Annotated in this window: 14 protein-coding genes, 2 tRNA genes and 1 pseudogene; 10 read left to right on the top strand and 7 right to left on the bottom strand. The window is 66.6% G+C overall.

The window, feature by feature from the left end; genetic code table 11:
• Positions 1-214 precede the first annotated feature (214 nt).
• Positions 215-562, top strand: a pseudogene (locus GQ56_RS46520) (IS3-like element ISBvi3 family transposase); the annotation flags it as partial.
• Positions 563-651: 89 nt separating this feature from the next.
• On the opposite strand, the gene GQ56_RS0114225 reads toward GQ56_RS46520, so the two are convergent.
• Genes GQ56_RS0114225 through GQ56_RS0114215 form a run of 3 tightly spaced genes read right to left on the bottom strand, consistent with a single transcriptional unit; the run spans position 652 to position 4,054 of the window.
• Entirely contained in the window at positions 652-1,761 is a 1,110-nt protein-coding gene (locus GQ56_RS0114225) for a class II histone deacetylase (RefSeq protein ID WP_031399295.1), read from the bottom strand.
• A gap of 16 nt (positions 1,762-1,777) precedes the next feature.
• A complete protein-coding gene (locus GQ56_RS0114220) occupies positions 1,778-2,986 on the bottom strand; it encodes an MFS transporter (RefSeq protein WP_031399294.1) in 1,209 nt (402 codons plus the stop codon).
• A 21-nt stretch (positions 2,987-3,007) separates the two neighbouring features.
• The gene (locus GQ56_RS0114215; protein WP_031399293.1) at positions 3,008-4,054 is read right to left on the bottom strand and encodes a porin; all 1,047 of its coding nucleotides are present in this window, start codon (positions 4,052-4,054) and stop codon (positions 3,008-3,010) included.
• A gap of 304 nt (positions 4,055-4,358) precedes the next feature.
• Here GQ56_RS0114215 and GQ56_RS0114210 point away from each other — a divergent pair, with 304 nt between their 5' ends.
• Complete coding sequence (locus GQ56_RS0114210) at positions 4,359-5,504, top strand: helix-turn-helix transcriptional regulator (RefSeq protein ID WP_031399292.1); 1,146 nt, start codon at positions 4,359-4,361, stop codon at positions 5,502-5,504.
• Positions 5,505-5,604: 100 nt separating this feature from the next.
• Entirely contained in the window at positions 5,605-6,603 is a 999-nt protein-coding gene (locus GQ56_RS0114205; RefSeq protein ID WP_031399291.1) for a 2-dehydropantoate 2-reductase, read from the top strand.
• Positions 6,604-6,773: 170 nt separating this feature from the next.
• Here the strand turns inward: GQ56_RS0114205 and GQ56_RS0114200 are convergent, their stop codons facing one another.
• Positions 6,774-7,223 (bottom strand): MarR family winged helix-turn-helix transcriptional regulator, encoded by a 450-nt coding sequence (locus GQ56_RS0114200; RefSeq protein ID WP_031399290.1) that lies wholly within the window; start codon positions 7,221-7,223, stop codon positions 6,774-6,776.
• Between the two features lie 62 nt (positions 7,224-7,285).
• A complete protein-coding gene (locus GQ56_RS0114195) occupies positions 7,286-8,455 on the bottom strand; it encodes a glycerate kinase (RefSeq protein WP_031399289.1) in 1,170 nt (389 codons plus the stop codon).
• 378 nt (positions 8,456-8,833) lie between these two features.
• Here GQ56_RS0114195 and tig point away from each other — a divergent pair, with 378 nt between their 5' ends.
• The 6 genes from tig to GQ56_RS0114165 all read left to right on the top strand — a co-directional run bounded on the left by tig (position 8,834) and on the right by GQ56_RS0114165 (position 15,415).
• On the top strand, positions 8,834-10,180 hold the full coding sequence (gene tig / locus GQ56_RS0114190) for a trigger factor (protein ID WP_031399288.1): 1,347 nt from the start codon (positions 8,834-8,836) through the stop codon (positions 10,178-10,180).
• A 140-nt stretch (positions 10,181-10,320) separates the two neighbouring features.
• Positions 10,321-10,974, top strand: a complete 654-nt coding sequence (gene clpP, locus GQ56_RS0114185; protein ID WP_010092137.1) for an ATP-dependent Clp endopeptidase proteolytic subunit ClpP — start codon at positions 10,321-10,323, stop codon at positions 10,972-10,974.
• A 165-nt stretch (positions 10,975-11,139) separates the two neighbouring features.
• Entirely contained in the window at positions 11,140-12,411 is a 1,272-nt protein-coding gene (gene clpX, locus GQ56_RS0114180) for an ATP-dependent Clp protease ATP-binding subunit ClpX (protein WP_031399287.1), read from the top strand.
• Positions 12,412-12,608: 197 nt separating this feature from the next.
• The gene (gene lon / locus GQ56_RS0114175) at positions 12,609-15,032 is read left to right on the top strand and encodes an endopeptidase La (protein WP_031399286.1); all 2,424 of its coding nucleotides are present in this window, start codon (positions 12,609-12,611) and stop codon (positions 15,030-15,032) included.
• A 207-nt stretch (positions 15,033-15,239) separates the two neighbouring features.
• Positions 15,240-15,315: transfer RNA gene (locus tag GQ56_RS0114170), tRNA-Val, on the top strand.
• Positions 15,316-15,338: 23 nt separating this feature from the next.
• Positions 15,339-15,415, top strand: a tRNA-Asp gene (locus GQ56_RS0114165).
• A gap of 326 nt (positions 15,416-15,741) precedes the next feature.
• Here the strand turns inward: GQ56_RS0114165 and GQ56_RS0114155 are convergent.
• Both GQ56_RS0114155 and GQ56_RS0114150 read right to left on the bottom strand, forming a co-directional pair.
• Entirely contained in the window at positions 15,742-16,521 is a 780-nt protein-coding gene (locus tag GQ56_RS0114155; RefSeq protein ID WP_031399285.1) for an ABC transporter substrate-binding protein, read from the bottom strand.
• Positions 16,522-16,634: 113 nt separating this feature from the next.
• Positions 16,635-17,813, bottom strand: coding sequence for a M20 aminoacylase family protein (locus GQ56_RS0114150; RefSeq protein WP_031399284.1), 1,179 nt, complete (start codon positions 17,811-17,813; stop codon positions 16,635-16,637).
• A gap of 126 nt (positions 17,814-17,939) precedes the next feature.
• On the opposite strand from GQ56_RS0114150, the gene GQ56_RS0114145 reads away from it, so the two are divergent.
• A complete protein-coding gene (locus tag GQ56_RS0114145) occupies positions 17,940-18,893 on the top strand; it encodes a LysR substrate-binding domain-containing protein (RefSeq protein ID WP_031399283.1) in 954 nt (317 codons plus the stop codon).
• The last annotated feature ends 111 nt before the right edge of the window (positions 18,894-19,004 follow it).

Here is a 19,004-nt window from a genome sequence, read left to right as displayed (position 1 = left end):
CAGTGTCGTGCATACAGGATCTCGCTTAACCGGGGCGCGTAAAGGTTCCGCAGTCTAGCAGACAAGTAACGCGCGATAACCGGCGCGTAAAGAGAGGGCGACAGCCGGAAAATGGCCCTGTGTCGATTTCATCTGCAGCAACAAGTTCGATAATTTTTCGACTGAATCCGAAAGGTGGCGGCGTACTTCGCGAGGGGGGAGGGCCGTCACGACAAGCGACATCATTTTCGTCGGGACCGGCGAGGGCGGGTCGTATCCGGCGGCGATTCCGGATCTGGCGAGTCGGCGTATCTTCGGCGGGCCGATGTCCGGGCGGATCAACGCGGATCCGGTCTGCCAGGCGTTGCGCAGCACGCGCTGGCAACGCACCCGTCGCCGGGATTGTTGCCGCACTCCGGTCGCGGAGCCCAACGACGCCAGTCGCGCGTGCCGGAATGCCGTGTTCAAGCCGGACGTTTCAATGATCCGCCATGTCAACGTCGGGGACAACGCCCCGATGGGGGGCTTCTTCGAGACGCTTGAGGCCGGGAGAATCTATCCGGCTCACCATGAAACACGGGCCCGAACAGCAGCAAAGCCACAGCAAACCCCATTCGCAACGATCGCGCAAGAGCCGGCGCGAACCGGCCCCGTCGGCGCCGTTCCCGCGCGTTACAACCCGAACGCTGCGGCCAGCTCGTCGAGCAGCCCGCGCTGGAACGCGACGAACCGCTCGCCCGGCTGCTGTGCGATCGCGAGATCAAGCATCGGATCGGTGACCTCGGTGCGAATGCCGGCCAGTTCCTCGACGATCGCGAGCCCGCAGAACGGCACGTAGGCCTCCGAATAACCGCCTTCGTGGACGATCACGAGCCGCCCGCCGCAATGGCGCTGCGCGGCCTCCTTGACCGCGCGCGTCATGAACCGGTAGCTGTCGGTATGCAACTGCATGCGCGCGAGCGGATCGACCGCGCTTGCGTCGAGCCCGCTCGCGACGACGATCAGCTCCGGCCGGAACCGTTCCAGCGCCGGCAGCACGATTCGCTCGAACGCGTAGCGATACGCGTCGTCGCCGCTTCCCGCGAGCAGCGGCACGTTCAGGTTCGCGCCGACGCCGGCGCCTTCGCCGCGGTCGTCCGCGCCGCTGTAGCCGGGCGGGAAGCAGCGGTCCTGATGCAGCGAAATCGTCAGCGTGTCCGGATCGTCGTAGTAGATCGACTGCGTGCCGTTGCCGTGATGCACGTCCCAGTCGATCACCGCGACGCGCTCGATGCCGTGTTTCGCGCGCGCGGCTTCGATCGCGATCGGGATGTTCGCCAGCATGCAGAAGCCCATCGGGCGGTCGCGCAGGCAATGATGGCCGGGTGGCCGCGACAGCGAGAACGAATTGGCCGCGCGCTCGCCGACGACCGTATCGACCGCCGCGATCGCGAGGCCGGCCGACAGTGAGGCGATCTCGTAGCTGCCCTTGCCGAACGGCGCGAGATCGCCGAGGTCGCCGCCGTTCGCGTCGCTGAGCACGCGGAATGCGTCGAGATAGTGTGCCGGATGGATGCGCAGCAGGTCCGTGGTCCTGGCCGGCTCGGCGCCGCGCAGGTCGAGTTGCGCGGCAAGGCCCGACGCCTGCACGAGGGACAGGAAGCGGCGCTTCGAATCGGGCGATTCCGCGTAGCCCGCGCTCGACGGCGGCTGGACCCAGCCGCCGACCGGGAAGAACAGCGCATGGGTGCCGCCGGTGTGCCAGAAAGTGCGTTCGTCGGTGAAGAAGGCAGTGCGATTCATGGATGTGCGTGACCTGTCAAGGTTGGGAGGAAACGGTGGGGCGCGTGCGGCGATCGATATGGCGCAACGCGGCGAACGAAACGATTGCGACGGCCGTGGCGGCCGCGAACAGCGCGTGCATCGAGCCGCCCGCGTCGAGCATCAGCCCGGCGACGAGCGGCCCGGCCGCGAGGCCGGCGCCGATCACGAAATTGAGCGTGGCGACGAGGCGGCCCGACGTGTCGATCTGCGCGACGGTCGCGAGGATGAACGGCAGCACGAACGTCCACGCGAACTTGAACGCGAAGATCGCCGCGCTGTAGCCGCCGGCCTGCCGCATCGCGGCGAGCGCGACGAGCGACGCCGCGAGCAGCGCGTAACCGGCCGCCAGCATCGCGCGCCGCGCGAGCCGGCCGCCCGCGCAGGCGGCAAGCGCCGCGCCGGCGATTCCCATCACGCTCGCGATGGCGAGCACGTTGCCGGTCGACTGCGGATCGAGGCCGGCCTCGGCCGCGGCGCGGCTCGCGAACGTCCACACGCTGCCGATCGCGAGGTAGAACGTCAGCACCGCGCCGATCGCGAGCACGACGAAGCGGCGCGGCGTCTGTGTCGGGGTGCCGCGAGCGGGGTGCGCGGATGTCGTCCGCGTGCCGAGCGACGACGGAAAGCCGCGCGACAGCGGCGCGGCGAGCAGCGCGAGCGCCGCGAGCGCGACATACAGCGCGCGCAGCCCGAACGCGGCGAACACATGCGGCAGCAAGAACAGGCCGATCGCGCCCGCGACCAGTTGCCCGACGACCCACAGGCCGTACACGCGGTCGCTGTTGCCGCTCGTCGCCGCGCTCGTCATGCAGAGCACCATCAGCGAGCCGCCGCCGAGCGCCGTGGCGGCGCGCAGCGCGAGCAGCAAGGGGAAGCCCGGCATCCACAGCGCGGTCAGCAGGTTGCCGGCGCCGAACAGCGCGATCGCCCAGGCCGCGATGCGGCGCGCGTCGATCCGGCCGAGCCACAGGTACGACGGCACGGTCGCGAGGCTGAACGCACCGAGTTCGACGAAGAAGTAGGTGCCGATCTGCGACGCGGACAGCCCGAGTTGGGTCGCGAGCTGCGCGGCGACGGCCGGCGCGACGAGCAGCAGCAGCGGCGTGATGGCCGCGAACGCGACGAGCGCGACGAGCGTCGAGCGTGCGAACGCCGGCGCGCGGCCGTCGGGCGAGAGGGCGGCATCCGGGGACAGGGTTTTCATGGCGGGATCTCGTCAGGGGAGTCAGAACAGGTGGTACATGCCGACCATCGCGCCGAACTGCGACGCGCCGGCAAGCGGCGTCGGGTCGTATTCGTAGACGGTCTGCGAACTATGGCCGCTGTTGCGCGCGTATCCGAGGTTCACGTACGCGACGGTGCGTTTCGACAGCGCGTAGGTGGTGCTCGCGATGAACAGCGTCGGGTGGCCGATCGCCGGCGTGCGCGAGTCGGTGTGATACACGCCGGCATTCAGGCCGATTCCGTTCGCGCTCAGGTAGCGCGCGCCGCCCCAGACGATCGTGCGCGCCGCGTCGAGGTCGCCCGTCAGGCGCTCGACCCCGGCGTAGACGGTGAGCGGCAGCGTCGCGAACGCATAGCGCGCGGCGAGCGTGCCGAGTTCGCGGCGCCGCGCCGATGCGTCGTCGGTCGCCGATACGTCGCCGTGCGCCTGATGCAGCACCGCGCTGACCGACAGGCCGTTGCTCGCGTACTGGCCGCCGAGTTCGAGCACGCGTCCGGCGCGCGTATTGCCGGCGACGCCGGCCGTCGCGGCGAGCGCCTCGACGTCGAAGCCCGCGAACGTCGGCGACTGGTACTTGACCGATTGATCGATGAAGTTCGCGTTCATCGGCACGAGCACGCCCTGGCCGCTGTACGACGCGTACCAGAGCGGGTCGTAGAACAGCGTCTTGTCGAACAGCACGCTGAATTGCCGCCCGAGCGTGACGGTGCCGACCGGCCCCGCGATGCCGACGTACGCGCCGCGAAAGAACGCGTAACCGGGCGCGGTCGCGGTGCCGTCGTTGACGTTGAGGCCCTGTTCGAGCTTGAACAGCGCACGCCAGCCGCCGCCGAGATCCTCGTTGCCCTTCAGCCCGATCTGGGAAGGCAGGATGCCGTAGTTCTGCAACTGCACGGCCGAGTGGCGGCCGTCGGCGTGCGTCAGGTATTGCACGCCGGCGTCGAGCGCGCCGTACAGGGTGAGGGTCGACTGCGCGTGCGCGGCGGCGCCGCACGCGGCGAGCGTCGCGGCGGCCGCGGCCGTGCGGATGAAGCGGGGTGTCGTCACGTGGGGTTCTCCATACCGTCCTGCATCTGTCGTTTGTCGTGGGTGGGTCGCGACGCAGTGTCCGCAGCGGGAAACCCGTCGAACAGTCGTACAGATGAACGGTGTGGAAAACCCGCGGTGCGCGGCACGCAAGCGGCGCGCCGTGGCGGCGCGGCGTGCTGCGGAGCAGCAACGTGCCGCGCACCGTTCAAATGGATGGGGCTGGCGCCTGTTCCGGCGGCGTGACCCGCCAAAAAAGCCGATCGCTATAATCGGCCGGTGTCGCTGCGCACATCAGCAGCCCGATCGGGCGGGGGAGCGGAAGGTGAGGATCACGACGGATATCGGGCAGGATCTCGAAGCGCTGCGCGACGTGCCGGCCGCGATCGTCCTCGACGAGTTCGCGTGGCCGCCGCTGGCGTCCCGGCGCGCCGATTTCGACGGCGTCGCGCGCGGCGACGCGGCGCAGCGCGAGCTCGGGCTGATGCTGCTCGATCTGTACGCGGTCGCCGCGCAATCCGGCATCGGCGAATTCGAGTACCGGTTCTTTTCCCTGCTGCAGGCGCTCATTCCGTTCGATGCCGCGTGGACGGGCGTCGCGACGCACATGCCGACCGGCCCCGTGATGCACAACAGCTTCCTGTACCGGCTGCCGCACGCGTTCTTCACCGACTGGAAGCGCGTGCGCGACTGCGACCCGCTCGCGCACCGCACGCTGCACGGCGCGCACGGGCACGCCGTACGGCTGTCGGTCGTCGAGCCGGGGCTCGACGCGCGGTTTCGCGGCTGGTGCGTGAAGTACGGGCTCGCGCAACTGATGTGCGTGTGTACGCTCGATCGCCGTTTCGGCCTGACGACGTTCATGTCGATCTACCGGCAGGGCCTGAATCGCCCGTTCGACGACGACGAAGCGCGCCGTTTCGAGGAAGTGATCCCGCATCTCGCGGCCGCGCTCACGGTCAATCGCGCCGCGCAGCTCACGCGCGAGCGTGGCGATACGGCCGAGCCGGCCGCGCGCGCGCTGTGCGACAACTTCGGCGTGCTGCATCACGCCGATCACGGGTTCGACGACGTCCTGCGCGCCGAATGGCCGGCCTGGGCCGGCGCGCGCGTGCCGGAGCCGCTCGTCGCGCACCTGCGGCGCCAGTCGGGCCAGCCGTTCGTCGGCGACGCGTTGCGCATCCAGTGCGTGCCGGTCGCGGGGCTGTTCCAGATCGAGGCGCGGCCGCGCTCGCTGCTCGACCGCCTGAGCCCGCGCGAACTCGCGGCGATCCGCTATTACGGCGCCGGCCGTTCGCACAAGGAAGTCGCGCAACAGATGGCGATTTCGCCGACGACCGTGCGTCACTACCTGCGCTGTGCGTACCGCAAGCTCGGCATGCACGACAAGAGCCAGATCGCGGGCGTGCTCCGTGCGACCGGCGGCGCGGCCGACGACGAACCGGTCGAGGCGGGCGGCGCGTCGGGTTGAACTGTCCAGACGCGGGCGCGTTGCGCTCCGTCTCCCGAATGGTTGTGCCCGCAACCATTGGGCGGTATGCTCGTCAGCTTCCAGGAGACGGAATTCCATCATGAACGACACGAATTCAGGGTCGGTGCGCGCGGCGGTGGTCGGGGTCGGCGCGATCGGCGGATTGCTCGCGGCCGCGCTGTCGCGGGCCGGCATGACGGTGAGCGCCTATGCGCGCGGTGCGACGCTCGACGCGTTGACTACGCACGGCGTGCGCGTGATCGACGAGACGGGCGCGACGTCGACGGTCCCGGTGCGCGCGAGCGACGATGCGGCCGCACTCGGCGTGCAGGACTACGTGGTGATCGCGTTGAAGGCGCAGGCGCTGCCGGCGCTCGCCGCGCGCATTGCGCCGCTGGTCGGGCCGGACACCGTGATCGTCGCGGCGATGAACGGGCTGCCGTGGTGGTTCACGCACGGGCTGGAAGGGCCGATCGACGGCGTGCCGCTCGACGCGGTCGATCCGGCCGGCGCGGTGTCGGCCGCGCTGCCGCCGGCGCAGGCGATCGGTTGCGTCGTGCACCTGTCGTCGAGCACCGACGGGCCGGGCATCGTGCGGCGCGGGCGCGGCAACCGGCTGATCGTCGGCGCGCCCGATCCGCGGCTCGACGCGGCGACGGCGCGGTTTGCCGCGGCGCTCGCGGCGGGCGGTTTCGACGTCGAGTCGACGCCTGCGATCCGGACCGAGATCTGGACGAAGCTGTGGGGCAACATGAACATGAATCCGCTGAGTGCGCTGACGGGGTCGACGGCCGAGCAGTTGCTCGACGATCCGTTCACGCAGGATCTCGCGCTGCGGATGATGGAGGAAGCGGCCGCGATCGGTGCGAAGCTCGGCCTGTCGACGGGAATGAGCGGGCCCGAGCGGATCGCGGTCACGCGCAAGCTCGGTGCGTTCAAGACGTCGATGCTGCAGGATTTTGAAGCGGGGCGCCCGCTCGAGATCGGGCCTATCCTTGGCGTGTTTCCGGAGCTCGGGCGCAAGCTCGGCGTGCCGACCCCGCACTGTGACGCGGTGCTCGGCCTGCTGCGCCAGCGCGCGGCGAACAGCGGGCTGTAGCGATCGCGCGGCGGCGATGCGGGCATCCTTGCCGGATGCCGCCGCACGACGCAAGACGGGGTGTGGATAGAACGACCCGGGCAGCCGGTCGAATTCGTCCGACCAATGCGACCGGCAACGCTCGAGCGGGTACGCGACGCCGGGCCGCGTGCCCGGGCCCGGCGTGCGGCTTACTCGTCCCGTTCGGCCGCGTGCGCGACGACCTTGTCGAGCAGCCGCTCGAACGTCTGGCGTTCGCTGTCGGACAGGCACGCGAGCAAGCCTTCATTCCACTTGCGCACGATCGGCATGATCTTGCGGTGCAGCGCGCGGCCGTCGGCGGTCAGCGCGATCAGCACGATCCGGCCGTCCTCCTCGCTGGCGCCGCGCTCGAGCAGCCCCTGGCGCAGCAGCGCCTCGGCCGCGCGGCTCGCCTGGCTCTTGTCGAGGTTGGTGTGGCGCGCCAGATCCATGATCGAGAACGGGCCGAAGGCGCCGACGGCGGCGATCACGCGCGCCTCGGGCAGCGAGATGTCGAGCTTGTGCCGGTACACCTCGCCGATCCCGCGGTCGGATCGCTTCGTGAGCGCGTGGAGGCGATAGGTCAGAAACTGATCGAGCCCGGCTTGACGGCCTTTCATGTCGAATCCTGAAGAAAAAGGGCGGGCCCGATTGTTCCTGTATCGCGCGCTCGGGTCAACGCTCAGTGTGCACCGTATTTCAGGCGCGTCAATTGCTCCGCTTCGTTCGCGAGCAGATTCGCCGCGTCGCGGATCGCGACGTCGAGCGTGATCGGCCCGGGCGCCGGCGAAAAGCAGCCCGAAAAATGTTCGGACAGGCGCGGCAGCGCAGCCGGGTCGACCGCGCCCGACAGCAGCGACGCGGGCACGCCGGCGGCCTGTGCGTGCCGGCAGGCGATGAACGGAGCCTTGCCGTGCAGCGTCTGCACGTCGGAGCGGCCTTCGCCGGTGATCAGCCAGTCGGCGCCGGCGAGCGCCGCGTCGAGCCCGACCTGTCGCGCGACCACCTCGGCGCCGGCTTCGAACCGCGCGCCGAGCACGTGCAGCGCGAAACCGAGGCCGCCCGCCGCGCCGGCGCCCGGCAGGTCGCGGCTGCGGTCGCCGGACGCGCCCGCCGGACGCCGGTCGAGCGCGGCTTCGAGCAGGTCGGCGAAGCGGGCGAGGGCGGCATCGAGGGTCGCAACCTGCCCGGGCGTCACGCCCTTTTGCGGGCCGAACACGGCGGTCGCGCCGTGCGCGCCCGTCAGCGGATTGTCGACGTCGGACATGCCGATGAATTCCGTCTCCTGCAGGCGCGGATCGAGCCCCGATGCGTCGATGCGCGCGATCTCGGCGAGCCGCGACGGCACGGGCTCGACCGGCTCGCCGCTCGCGTCGAAGCATTGCAGGCCGAGGCCCGCGAGCAGGCCGGCGCCCGCATCGTTGGTGCTGCTGCCGCCGAGCGCGACGAAGAAGCGGCGCACGCCGTCGTCGAGCAGCACGCGGATGGCTTCGCCCATGCCGCGCGTGCTGCGCGCGTCGACCGGCACGCTCATGCCGACCGGGTCGGTAATGCCGACGATCTCGGCCGTCTCGACAATCGCGGTGCGGGCATCGATCACGCCGACCGCCGCGTCGCGCGCCGCGAGCGACGCGCCGGCCACCCGCAGCGTGCGCCGCGTGCCGCCGCCCGCCAGCATTGCGTCGAGCGTGCCTTCGCCGCCGTCGGCCATCGGACAGCAGCGCACGATCGCGTCGGGCCGCGCGCGGCGGATGCCGGCGGCGATCGCGTCCGCGACCTGCTCGGCGGAAAGCGAGCCTTTGAACGAATCGGGCGCGATGACGACGACAGGCGCGGACGGGTGTTGCGGCATGGTGTCTCCGGAAGGCGTGATTGATATGAGGAATCGCGGGGCCGCGACGACGGCGGCGTACCGTCAGTCGGAGCTTACAGGATGGCGGGGCCGCGGTGGATACGGCGCCCGGCATAGCGGCAATCCGCACGGGTCGCCGTGCGCGGGGCCGCCGACGCGGCGCGGACGCATGCGCGTCGCGGCGATCTGGCGGTGTGATGAAAATTGTTTGCTAGAATAGTCGATTCTTCCGGCCAAAGCCGTGCTCCGAGCCGCTTGCGCTAGCCATCCGGCGCGTGCAGGGATGGCGTGGCGCTCCGGCGCGGCGTATGCGACGCCGCAGGCAGGCACGGCAAGGAAAACCCGATTCGCTCGAATAATTTTAGGACGATTGAAGCCATGGCTAACGTTGTTGAGAACCTCGGCAAGCTTGAACGCCGTGTGACGATTTCCCTGCCGAAAGACACCGTGCAGAAGGAAATCGACGCCCGTATCCAGAAACTCGCGAAGAACGTGCGCATGCCGGGTTTCCGCCCGGGCAAGGTGCCGCTGAAGATGGTCGCGCAACAATACGCGGGTCAGGTCGAGGCGGAAGTGCTGAGCGACAAGATCGGCCAGGAATTCTTCACGATCAGCCGCGCGGAAAACCTGCGCGTCGCCGGCCAGCCGAGCTTCGAGCCGAAACAGGAACAGGCTGACGATGCGTACGCGTTCGACGCGACGTTCGAGGTCTACCCGGAAGTGAAGATCGGCGATCTGGCGACGGCTGAAGTCGAGCGCTCGACGACGTCGATCGGCGACGCCGAAATCGACCGTACGCTGGACATCCTGCGCAAGCAGCGCGTGCACTACCACGCACGCGGCGAAGCCGGCGAGCACGGCGACGGCGGCGCGGATACCGCAGCGAAGAACGGCGACCGCGTGACGGTCGACTTCGTCGGCAAGATCGACGACGTCGCGTTCCAGGGCGGCACCGCGGAAGACTTCCCGTTCGTGCTCGGCGAAGGCCGCATGCTGCCGGAGTTCGAAACGGCGGCGCTGGGCCTGAAGGACGGCGAACAGCGTACGTTCGACCTGAAGTTCCCGGACGATTACCACGGCAAGGACGTCGCCGGCAAGACGGCGCAATTCACGGTCACGATGAAGAAGATCGAGTGGCCGCACCTGCCGGAAATCGACGCGGACTTCGCGAAGTCGCTCGGCATCGAAGACGGCGATCTCGCGAAGATGCGCGGCGAGATCAAGGAAAACCTCGAGCGTGAAGCGAAGCGCCGCACGCAGTCGATCGTCAAGAACCAGGTGATGGACGCGCTGCTGAAGATTTCCGAACTCGACGTGCCGAAGGCGCTGATCGAGCAGGACCAGCAACGCCTCGTCGAAATGGCTCGCCAGGATCTGGCGCAGCGCGGCGTGCCGAACGCGAAGGACGCACCGATCCCGGCCGAGATGTTCGCCGAGCAGGCAGAGCGCCGCGTGAAGCTGGGCCTCGTGCTGGCCGAACTCGTGAAGGCGAACGGTCTCGAAGCGAAGCCGGAACAGATCCGCGCGGAAGTCGACGAGTTCGCGAAGAGCTACGAAGACCCGAAGGAAGTGGTCCGCTGGTATTATTCGAACCAGCAACGCCTCGCCGAGATGGAAGCGTTCGTCGTTGAAAGCAACGTCGTCGATTTCGTGCTGGGCAAGGCGAAGGTGACGGACAAGGAAGTGAGCTTCGAGGCACTCGCAAGCGCATCGGCGCAAGCGTAAGTGTTGCTCTAGCGGCGTGCCGGCTGTCGGAGCGACGGCCTGCACGCCGTTTTTACGTCAAGCGCACGGTTGCCATTAATATGGCAATTGGGCGGGCGGCTTCCTTCCGTTCAATTTTCCATTCGAACAAGGTTCATTGAATGATCACTCGCGCTGAATTGCTGGACATGCTTGCTTCGAACGCGCCGCAGGGTTTCGAGGCGCAAGCGCTGGGGCTGGTGCCGATCGTCGTCGAAACGAGCGGCCGCGGCGAGCGTTCGTACGATATCTACTCGCGTCTCCTGAAGGAGCGCCTGGTGTTCATGGTCGGCGAAGTGAACGACCAGACCGCCAACCTCGTGGTCGCGCAGCTGCTGTTCCTCGAGAGCGAGAATCCCGACAAGGACATCAGCCTCTACATCAACAGCCCGGGCGGGTCGGTGTCGGCCGGCATGGCAATCTACGACACGATGCAGTTCATCAAGCCGGACGTGTCGACGCTGTGCATGGGCCTTGCGGCCAGCATGGGTGCGTTCCTGCTCGCGTCGGGTGCGAAGGGCAAGCGCTTCGCGCTGCCGAACTCGCGCGTGATGATTCACCAGCCGCTCGGCGGCGCACGCGGCCAGGCGTCCGACATCGAGATCCAGGCGCGCGAGATCCTCTACCTGAAGGAGCGACTGAACCAGTTGCTCGCCCAGCACACGGGCCAGGACGTCGAGCGCATCGCGCGCGACACCGACCGTGATAACTTCATGTCGAGCGAGGATGCGAAGGCGTACGGGCTGATCGATCAGGTGCTGCTGAAGCGCCCGTGAGCTTAAGTGGGGTGCCGCCCCGATTCGCGCGGCGCCCCCTGAGGCGTTCAGAACGCCCCGAGCATCCGTGGCAAGCGCATCCAGCCGACTCCGGTCGCGCCCTAGGCGCGGCGTTCGGAGCATTCGGCGTATCATGTCATTTACCTGTCCGGAGGCGCTACATTCATGGCGGACAAAAAAGGTTCGAACAGCGAGAAGCTGTTGTATTGCTCGTTTTGCGGGAAGAGCCAGCATGAGGTGAAAAAACTCATTGCGGGCCCGTCGGTGTTCATCTGCGATGAATGTATCGACCTCTGCAACGAGATCATTCGCGACGAGGCGGCCGCCGCCGGCGTCGAGGCCACGCTGTCGCGGTCGGATTTGCCGAGCCCGCAGGAAATTCGCGACATCCTCGATCAGTACGTGATCGGCCAGGAGCGCGCGAAGAAGATCCTCGCGGTGGCCGTGTACAACCACTACAAGCGCCTGAAGCATCTCGACAAGAAGGACGACGTCGAGCTGTCGAAGAGCAACATCCTGCTGATCGGCCCGACGGGCTCCGGCAAGACGCTGCTCGCGCAAACGCTCGCGCGCTTGCTGAACGTGCCGTTCGTGATCGCCGATGCGACGACGCTGACCGAAGCCGGCTACGTCGGCGAGGACGTCGAGAACATCATCCAGAAGCTGTTGCAGAACTGCAACTACGAGGTCGACAAGGCCCAGCGCGGGATCGTCTACATCGACGAAATCGACAAGATCAGCCGCAAGTCGGACAACCCGTCGATCACGCGCGACGTGTCGGGCGAGGGCGTCCAGCAGGCGCTGCTGAAGCTCGTCGAGGGCACGATGGCGTCGGTGCCGCCGCAGGGCGGCCGCAAGCACCCGAACCAGGATTTCATCCAGGTCGACACGACCAACATCCTGTTCATCTGCGGCGGCGCGTTCGACGGCCTCGAGAAGGTGATTACCGACCGCACCGAGAAAACCGGCATCGGCTTCGGCGCGACGGTCAAGAGCAAGCAGGAACGCGACGCGGGCGAAGTGCTGCGCGAAACGGAGCCGGAAGACCTGATCAAATTCGGTCTGATCCCCGAATTGATCGGCCGTCTGCCGGTGGTCGCGACGCTCGGCAAGCTCGATGAAGCCGCGCTGATGAAGATCCTCGTCGAGCCGAAGAACGCGCTCGTCAAGCAGTATCACAAGCTGTTCGCGATGGAGCGCGTCGAGCTGGAGATCCGTCCGGGCGCCCTGCAGGCGGTCGCCCGCAAGGCGATTCGCCGCAAGACCGGTGCGCGCGGTCTGCGTTCGATCATCGAACAGGCGCTGCTCGACGTGATGTACGAGCTGCCGACGATGAAGGGGGTCAGCAAGGTCATCATCGATGAAAACGTCATCGATGGCGACGGCAAGCCCTTGCTGATCTACGAGGACACGCCGAAGGTGGCGGGTTCGAACTGACCGGCTTGCCGACGATGTACTGCGAAAAAGGCCGTTCATGAGACCGTGGGCGGCTTTTTTTCGTTTATCTTGTGGGTAACTCTGACTCGACACGCGGTGGTTACTTTCTTACCGAATATTTCCCGCACTTGAAGGCTTGCAATTCGTTGTGGCGGCCTCAATTACCGAACAATTGATTCCACTCATGGGGAAATGAAATGTCAGGCACCCAACTTCTCCCGCCGGAACGCATCACGCTCCCGCTGCTGCCGCTGCGGGATGTCGTCGTTTTCCCGCACATGGTGATTCCGCTCTTCGTGGGCCGGCCGAAGTCGATCAAGGCCCTCGAAGCAGCGATGGAAGGCGGCAAGCACATCATGCTCGTCGCCCAGAAAACCGCGGCCAAGGACGAACCGACCGAAAAGGACATGTACGAGGTCGGCTGTATCGCCAACATCCTGCAGATGCTGAAGCTGCCGGACGGCACCGTCAAGGTGCTCGTCGAGGGCCTGCAGCGCGCGAAGGCGTTGTCGATCGAGGAACAGGAGACGCAATTCTCCTGCGACGTAATGCCGCTCGAACCCGATCATGCCGACAGCGCCGAAACTGAAGCGCTGCGCCGTGCGATCGTGTCGCAGTTCGACCAGTACGTGAAGCTGAACAAGAAGATCCCGCCGGAGATCCTCACGTCGCTGTCGGGCATCGATGAAGCAGGCCGCCTCGCCGACATGATCGCCGAGCGCCTGCCGCTGAAGCTCGACCAGAAGCAGCACATCCTGGAGATGTTCCCGGTCATCGAGCGGCTCGAGCACCTGCTCGCACAGCTCGAAGCCGAGATCGACATCCTGCAGGTCGAAAAGCGCATCCGCGGGCGCGTGAAGCGCCAGATGGAAAAGAGCCAGCGCGAGTACTACCTGAACGAACAGGTCAAGGCGATCCAGAAGGAACTGGGCGAGGGCGAGGAAGGTGCCGATCTCGAGGAACTCGAGAAGCGCATCAACGCCGCGCGCATGCCGAAGGAAGCGAAAAAGAAGGCCGACGCCGAGCTGAAGAAGCTGAAGCTGATGTCGCCGATGTCGGCGGAAGCCACCGTCGTGCGCAACTACATCGACACGCTGATCGGCCTGCCGTGGCGCAAGAAGAGCAAGGTCAACAACGACCTGTCGAACGCCGAGCAGGTGCTCGACGAGGATCACTTCGGCCTCGAGAAGGTCAAGGAACGGATCCTCGAGTATCTCGCGGTGCAACAGCGCGTCGACAAGGTCAAGGCGCCGATCCTGTGCCTCGTCGGGCCTCCGGGCGTCGGCAAGACCTCGCTCGGCCAGTCGATCGCCCGTGCGACGAACCGCAAGTTCGTCCGGATGGCGCTCGGCGGCGTGCGTGACGAAGCCGAGATCCGCGGCCACCGCCGTACGTATATCGGCTCGATGCCGGGCAAGATCCTGCAAAGCCTCACGAAGGTCGGCGTGCGCAATCCGCTCTTCCTGCTCGACGAAGTCGACAAGATGGGCATGGATTTCCGCGGCGATCCGTCGTCGGCGCTGCTCGAAGTGCTCGATCCGGAACAGAATCACACGTTCGCCGACCACTACATCGAGGTCGACTTCGACCTGTCGGACGTGATGTTCGTCGCGACGTCGAACTCGCTGAACATCCCGCCGCCGCTGCTCGACCGGATGGAAGTGATCCGTCTGTCGGGCTACACGGAAGACGAGAAGGTCAGCATTGCCCAGCGTTACCTGCTGCCGAAGCAGAAGAAGAACAACGGGCTGAAGGAAGGCGAGATCGAGGTGACCGAGCAGGCGATCCGCGACATCATCCGCTACTACACGCGTGAAGCCGGTGTGCGTTCGCTCGAGCGGGAAGTGTCGAAGATCTGCCGCAAGGTCGTGAAGATGCTGCTGCTGAAGAAGGCATCGGGCGCGATCAAGGTCGACGGCGACAACCTCGACACGTTCCTCGGCGTGCGCAAGTACGACTTCGGCCTGGCGGCGAAGGAAAACCAGGTCGGTCAGGTGACGGGCCTCGCGTGGACGGAAGTCGGCGGCGATCTGCTGACGATCGAAGCCGCGGTGATGCCGGGCAAGGGCAACGTGATCCGCACGGGTTCGCTCGGCGACGTGATGAAGGAATCGGTCGAGGCGGCTCGGTCGGTCGTGCGCTCGCGTTCGCGCCGTCTGGGCATCAAGGACGAGGCGTTCGAGAAGCAGGACATTCACATTCACGTACCGGAAGGCGCGACGCCGAAGGACGGTCCGTCCGCCGGCGGTGCGATGACGACCGCGCTGGTGTCGGTGCTGACGGGTATCCCCGTGCGTGCCGATGTCGCGATGACGGGCGAAATCACGTTGCGTGGCGAAGTGCTGCCGATCGGCGGGCTGAAGGAAAAGCTGCTGGCGGCGCATCGCGGCGGCATCAAGCTCGTGCTGATCCCGGAAGAGAACGTGAAGGATCTCGCCGAGATTCCGGACAACGTGAAGAACGCGATCGAGATCGTGCCGGTCCGCTGGATCGACAAGGTGCTCGAACTCGCGCTCGAGCGTTCGCCGACGCCGCTGCCGCCGGAAGAAGAGGCGAAGGCGGCGGCACCGGTCGCCGATGCGGCGAAGGATGCCGGCTCGACGGAATTCGTCAAGCACTGACGCACCGAACGCCGTACTTCCAGAAGGTGTTCACGAAACCCGCGGCGCGTCCGCGGGTTTTTTTATGCGTATCGATACCACCGTGTGTGCGAGCATGAAAAATAATTCACGTCCGGGCTTGGCAAAATGATCGGGTATGAATTAAACTTGCGGGCTCGCTGGTTGTTGATGCCGAAACGCAGATCGCAGCCAGAACGAATCGGAAACGGGTGCTTAGCTCAGCTGGTAGAGCGGCGCCCTTACAAGGCGTAGGTCGGGGGTTCGAACCCCTCAGCACCCACCAGTTTCCAGATTCAGCCAGACCAAGGAGCGGTAGTTCAGTCGGTTAGAATACCGGCCTGTCACGCCGGGGGTCGCGGGTTCGAGTCCCGTCCGCTCCGCCAGAAAATGAAGAAGCCCGCCTCGTGCGGGCTTTTTCATTTGCGTTTCCGGTTGCGCACGCTGATGAGCAGCGAGGCTGCGGTGCGGAGCAAGCTGCCGACGGGCTGAGCACCTGCATGCGCAGCCGTAGCCGCTGCCTGCGGGACGCAGGCGAGACTGGCGTCAGGTTCGTCGCGCGTTAGGCATGCCTGCACGGCATACCCGCTGATCTGTCGTCCGAACACGGCGCGCGAATGCATGGCGCATTTGTCGAGCCGTCCGCCGCATGCCGTGATGGATGCCGCGCTTCGATACCTTCCTTCCGTCGCCCCGAGGGGCGGGCGCCGCCTCAGTTGCCGTAGATGTCGAACGAGAAGTACTTGCGTGCGAGCGTGTCGTACTCGCCGTTCTTGCGAATTGCGGCGATCGCCCGGTTGATCCTGTCGGCCAGCGCCTTGTCGTCCTTGCGGATGCCGATCGCGACGCCGTCTCCCGATGCTCGCCTGTCGTCGATCTCCGCGCCGGCGAACGCAAATGCCTTGCCGCGCGGCGTGCGCAGGAAGCCGATGTCCGCCTGGATCGCCGTCTGGAACGAGGCGTCGAGGCGGCCGGTCGCGAGGTCCTGGTAGAGCTGGTCGGTGCCCGGGTAAGCAATCACCTGGACGCCTTTCGACGCCCATTCGGCCATCGCATAGCTTTCCTGCACCGAGCCTTGCTGTACGCCGATCCGGCGGCCTTTCAGGGATTCCGCCGTCGGTTGCAGGCGGGAGCCCGCGCGGGCGATCAATCGTGGCGCCCCGGAATACAGGCGATCCGAGAAATCGATCTGTTGACGGCGCGCGGGCGTGGCCGTCATCGCCGACAGGATCGCGTCGAACTTGCGCGCCTTCAGCGCAGGAATCATGGCATCGAAACTCTGCTCGACCCAGATGCAGCGCACATGCAGGTTCGCGCAGATCGCGTTGCCGAGATCGACGTCGAAGCCGACGAACGACCCGTCCGGGCGCTTCGATTCGAATGGCGGATACGTCGGGTCGATGCCGAAGCGCAACGTTTGAGGATCGGCGGCCGACGCCATGAGCGGAATGGCGCAGAGCGCCAGCAGGCTGCGAAATATCAGGGATTTCATGGTGTCTCCATACCGGGGGCGCATCGGCCTGTGTTTCCCGGATAGCTTGCCGTCGACGCTTGGCACAACCGCAAGCAGGCGACGGCGTCTGCCTGCGTCGTTCGTGTCCGGGGTTAGCCGAGGAAGCGCTCGACGAGGCGAACCCAGTAACTTGCACCGATCGTCAGGATGTCGTCGTTGAAGTCGTAGCCCGGGTTGTGCACCATGCATCCTCCCTTGCCTTCACCGTTGCCGATCAGCAGGTAACATCCGGGGCAGCGTTCGAGCACGTACGCGAAATCCTCGCTGTTCGTGATCGGATTCATGTCGCCGACGAGGCCGTCCGCGTCGAGCCAGTCGCGTGCGACCGATTCCGCCAGGCGGGTCGGCTCGGGATGGTTGACGAGCACCGGGTAGCCGCGCGCGTAATCGACTTCCGCCCGTGCGCCGTAACCCTCCGCATGCGCATGGGCCAGTGCCGTGATGCGCGCTTGCAGCAAGTCGCGTATGCCCGGGTCGAGGGCGCGCACCGATAGCTCGATGGCGGCAGTGTCGGGAACGATGTTCGGTGCGCTACCGGCATGAATCGACCCGACCGTCACGATGGCGGTTGCGAGCGGATCGACGTTTCGGGCGACGATCGTTTGCAGGGCCATGACCAGTGACGCGGCCGCGACGACCGGATCGATCGTCTTGTGCGGAACGGCGCCGTGCCCGCCGTAGCCGACGATTCTGATCCTGACCGTATCGGCCGACGCCATGAACGCGCCGCTCCGGAAGCCGAAGCGACCGGCCGGCAGCCCGGGCATGTTGTGCATCGCGAATACCGCGTCGCACGGGAATCGGTCGAGCAATCCGTCTTCCAGCATCCGTAGCGCGCCGCCGCCGCTTTCCTCGGCCGGCTGGAAAATCATGCAAACGGTGCCGGCGAAGCCGCGGTTCCGCGCGAGGTATTGCGCGGCGGCGAGCAGCATCGCCGTATGGCCGTCGTGACCGCATGCATGCATGACGCCGACGTTGGTGCTCGCATAGGGCAACCCGGTGGCCTCCACGATCGGCAGCGCATCCATGTCGGCGCGCAGGCCGATCGTGCGGCCTGCGCCGTTGCGCAGCATGCCGACCACCCCGGTGCCGCCGATGCCTTCGTGCACGTCGTATCCCCAGCGCGTCAGGCATTCCGCGACCAGCCGGCTCGTATCGAATTCCTCGAAACTCAATTCGGGACGCGAGTGAATCAGCCTGCGCAAGGCGATCATCTCGCGTTCGATGTCGCACATGCCTTGCGGCACGAATTCGTCGATCGGGGTAGGCATGGCGTTTCCGGATGCGTTGGAGGGTCGAGACGGCGCCCATCATAGGCAGCGCGCTTTTCCGCCGGAAGCCGCAATATGGTTATATAGACAACCAACAGTTATCACCGTGATTTGCGCGAGCGTCGTATGAAAATTCACCAGATCCAGGCGTTGGTGGCGGTTGCCGACGCAGGCAGCATCCGGGCGGCCTCCAGGCTGCTCGGGGTGTCCCAGGCGGCGGCGACCAAGGCGTTGCGGGAGCTCGAGAACGAGCAGAAGCTCACGCTGCTCTCGCGCAGTTCGAGCGGCGTGAGCTTCACCGACGCCGGGCATGCGCTGCTGCGCCACGCACGGCTGATCGTCGGGCAGCTCGACCGGGCGGACGACGAGCTGGCCCGGCTGCGGGGCGACCAGTCCGGCAAGCTGACGGTCGCGGTGACGCCGCTGGTCATGCTGACGTTCATGAGCGAGACGGTCAGGCTGTTTCGCGCGCAGATGCCGCGGGTGCAGCTCGAGATGTTCGAGGGCCTGACGGCCGTCGCGTTGCCGCGGCTCCGGGAGGGCACGCTGGATCTGTCGGTCGTGCCGCTCACGTCGGTGGTGTCGAGTCGGGAGTTCGATCACGAACGGCTGTTCTCGTACGAATCGTGCGTGGTCGCCCGACGCGGGCATCCGCTGGCGGACCGGCGCTCGATTCACGACCTGCTCGATCACGACTGGGCCGTGAACTATACGGCGAGCAGCTACGACGGCATGATGCACAGCATCTTCTGGCAGCACGGCGCCGCGATCGACCGCTCCCGCCTGTATTGCGCGCATTCGAATTCGTTGCTGCTGCAGCTGGTTCGCCACAACGACATGCTCAGCCATTGCCCCAGGCCGTTGCTGCTCACCGATACGATGCATGGCTGGGCGCAGCCGCTCGAACTGGACGAGCGCTTCGAGGCCAACCAGGTCGCGATCATCGGTCTGCATAACGCCATGCGCAGCACGGCCAGCCAGTGTTTCGTCGACTGTCTGTCCCAGGCCATCCGCAAGCGCAGCCGTTCCGCGGCGCTCGAGAACCGAAGGCTCTTCGAGCATATCGAATTGCTTTTCTGAGCGGGCGGCGGGCGACGCCGGCGCGCCCCGGATTCCCGGCTACGCCCTTGATGCCAAAGGATTTCAGGGCGCGACGGCGGTCGGTGGCGTGGAGGATGCGAGGCGTGCGCC

The sequence above is a fragment of the Burkholderia paludis genome (assembly GCF_000732615.1).
Taxonomy (GTDB): domain Bacteria; phylum Pseudomonadota; class Gammaproteobacteria; order Burkholderiales; family Burkholderiaceae; genus Burkholderia; species Burkholderia paludis.
Note: the sequence above shows the minus strand (reverse complement) of the source record. Positions and strands in the feature narration are given on the sequence as shown.

Coding starts and splice junctions, on each gene's coding strand:
- GQ56_RS0114225 (WP_031399295.1), bottom strand. CDS start 1,761: ATGAATCGCACTGCCTTCTTCACCGACGAACGCACTTTCTGGCACACC.
- GQ56_RS0114220 (WP_031399294.1), bottom strand. CDS start 2,986: ATGAAAACCCTGTCCCCGGATGCCGCCCTCTCGCCCGACGGCCGCGCG.
- GQ56_RS0114205 (WP_031399291.1), top strand. CDS start 5,605: ATGAACGACACGAATTCAGGGTCGGTGCGCGCGGCGGTGGTCGGGGTC.
- GQ56_RS0114200 (WP_031399290.1), bottom strand. CDS start 7,223: ATGAAAGGCCGTCAAGCCGGGCTCGATCAGTTTCTGACCTATCGCCTC.
- GQ56_RS0114195 (WP_031399289.1), bottom strand. CDS start 8,455: ATGCCGCAACACCCGTCCGCGCCTGTCGTCGTCATCGCGCCCGATTCG.
- tig (WP_031399288.1), top strand. CDS start 8,834: ATGGCTAACGTTGTTGAGAACCTCGGCAAGCTTGAACGCCGTGTGACG.
- clpP (WP_010092137.1), top strand. CDS start 10,321: ATGATCACTCGCGCTGAATTGCTGGACATGCTTGCTTCGAACGCGCCG.
- clpX (WP_031399287.1), top strand. CDS start 11,140: ATGGCGGACAAAAAAGGTTCGAACAGCGAGAAGCTGTTGTATTGCTCG.
- lon (WP_031399286.1), top strand. CDS start 12,609: ATGTCAGGCACCCAACTTCTCCCGCCGGAACGCATCACGCTCCCGCTG.
- GQ56_RS0114155 (WP_031399285.1), bottom strand. CDS start 16,521: ATGAAATCCCTGATATTTCGCAGCCTGCTGGCGCTCTGCGCCATTCCG.
- GQ56_RS0114150 (WP_031399284.1), bottom strand. CDS start 17,813: ATGCCTACCCCGATCGACGAATTCGTGCCGCAAGGCATGTGCGACATC.
- GQ56_RS0114145 (WP_031399283.1), top strand. CDS start 17,940: ATGAAAATTCACCAGATCCAGGCGTTGGTGGCGGTTGCCGACGCAGGC.